This window comes from Mycobacterium scrofulaceum (assembly GCF_002086735.1).
GTDB lineage: Bacteria > Actinomycetota > Actinomycetes > Mycobacteriales > Mycobacteriaceae > Mycobacterium > Mycobacterium scrofulaceum.
In genome coordinates this window covers 1-1,627 of the sequence record NZ_MVIJ01000133.1, presented here as the reverse complement: position 1 = coordinate 1,627, position 1,627 = coordinate 1, and the positions used below count along the sequence as shown (strand labels likewise).

The 1,627-nt window shown below is 70.6% G+C and carries 1 protein-coding gene; it reads right to left on the bottom strand.

The features are described from left to right. The coding region (locus BST44_RS29090; protein WP_142274741.1) for a non-ribosomal peptide synthetase at window positions 1-1,627 on the bottom strand (1,627 nt) is incomplete at both ends.

The following is a 1,627-nucleotide window of genomic DNA, read 5'->3' as shown; positions in this document are numbered from 1 at the left end:
GTCGCCGCCGAGGTCGAAGAAGGATTGGTCGATGCCGACGCGGTCGACGCCGAGGACCTGGGCGTAGATGCCGGCCAGGATTTCCTCGACTGCGCTGGTCGGCGCGCGGTAGCCCGAGGCGCTGTATTCCGGGGCGGGCAGTGCGCGGGTGTCGAGTTTGCCGTTGACCGTGACCGGCAGGGCGGGCAGCGTCACCAGCGCGGCCGGGACCATGTAGCCCGGCAGCCGCTCGGCCAGTTGGCTGCGCAGCGCGCCCGGCTCGGCCGTGCCGGTCAGATAGCCGACCAGGCGCTTGTCACCGGGGCGGTCCTCGCGCACCACCACCACCGCCTGCTCGACCCCGTCCAGGGCGGCCAGCGCCGACTCGATCTCCCCGATCTCGATGCGATACCCGCGGACCTTGACCTGCGCATCCGCGCGCCCCACATAGCGCAGCTGCCCATCGGCACCCCAACACACCAGGTCCCCGGTGCGATACATCCGCTCCCCCGGCACCCCGAACGGGCACGCCACAAACCGCGACCCGGTCAACGAAGCCCGGCCCACATAACCCAGGCCCACCCCACGCCCGGCCACATACAACTCCCCGACCACCCCGACCGGGGTCGGCCGCAACCAGCCATCGAGCACAAACAACGCCGCCCCGGGCACCGCCGCCCCGATCGGCGGCGCCCCACACCTGGCCACCAACGCCGTGCTGGCCGAGGCGAAGATCGTGGTCTCGGTCGGCCCGTACACATTGACCATCACCCGCCCCGGCGCCCACCGGTCCACCACCTCCGCCGGCACCGGCTCGGCCCCGATCACCAACGCCGTGCCCTCCAACCCCTGCGGCGAGAGCATCCGCACCGCCGCCGGGGTCTGACTCAACACCGTGACCCGCTCGGCCACCAACAACGCATGAAAGTCCTTGGGCGAACGCGCCACCGCCTCGGGCACCACCACCAGCCGCCCACCATGCAGCAACGCCCCCCAGATCTCCCACACCGAGAAATCAAAGGCATACGAATGGAACTGGGTCCACACCTGACCCGACCCCAACACCACCCCCACCGCCGGGGCATCGAACAACCGGGTCACATTCGCGTGGCTGACCGCCACCCCCTTAGGCACCCCCGTCGTCCCCGAGGTGTAAATAATGTGCGCCACATCCTGCGGATCCGGACCCACCGCCGGGGCCGTGCCCGGCCGCGCGCGCAACCCAGGATCGCCCACGTCGATGACCGGCACCACATACCCGGCCAACCTGTCGGCCAGCGCCGCGGTGGTCACCGCGGCCACCGGCGCGGCATCGGCCAACATGAACTCGACCCGCGCCGCCGGCAACCCCGGATCGATCGGCACATACGCCGCCCCCGACTTCAACACCCCCAGGATCGCCACGATCGCCTCCGCCGAGCGGGAAAACACCACCGCCACCGACTCACCGGGCCCCGCACCCCGCTCGATCAGCACATGCGCCAACCGATTCGACGCCTCATCCAACTCCCCATACGACAACGACCCACCCGCACAACACACCGCCACCGCACCCGGCGTGCGCGCCACCTGCGCCGCGAACAACCCCGGAATCGACACCGGCACCCACGGCTCGACCAGCACCGCACGGTTACCCATCTCATCCAGC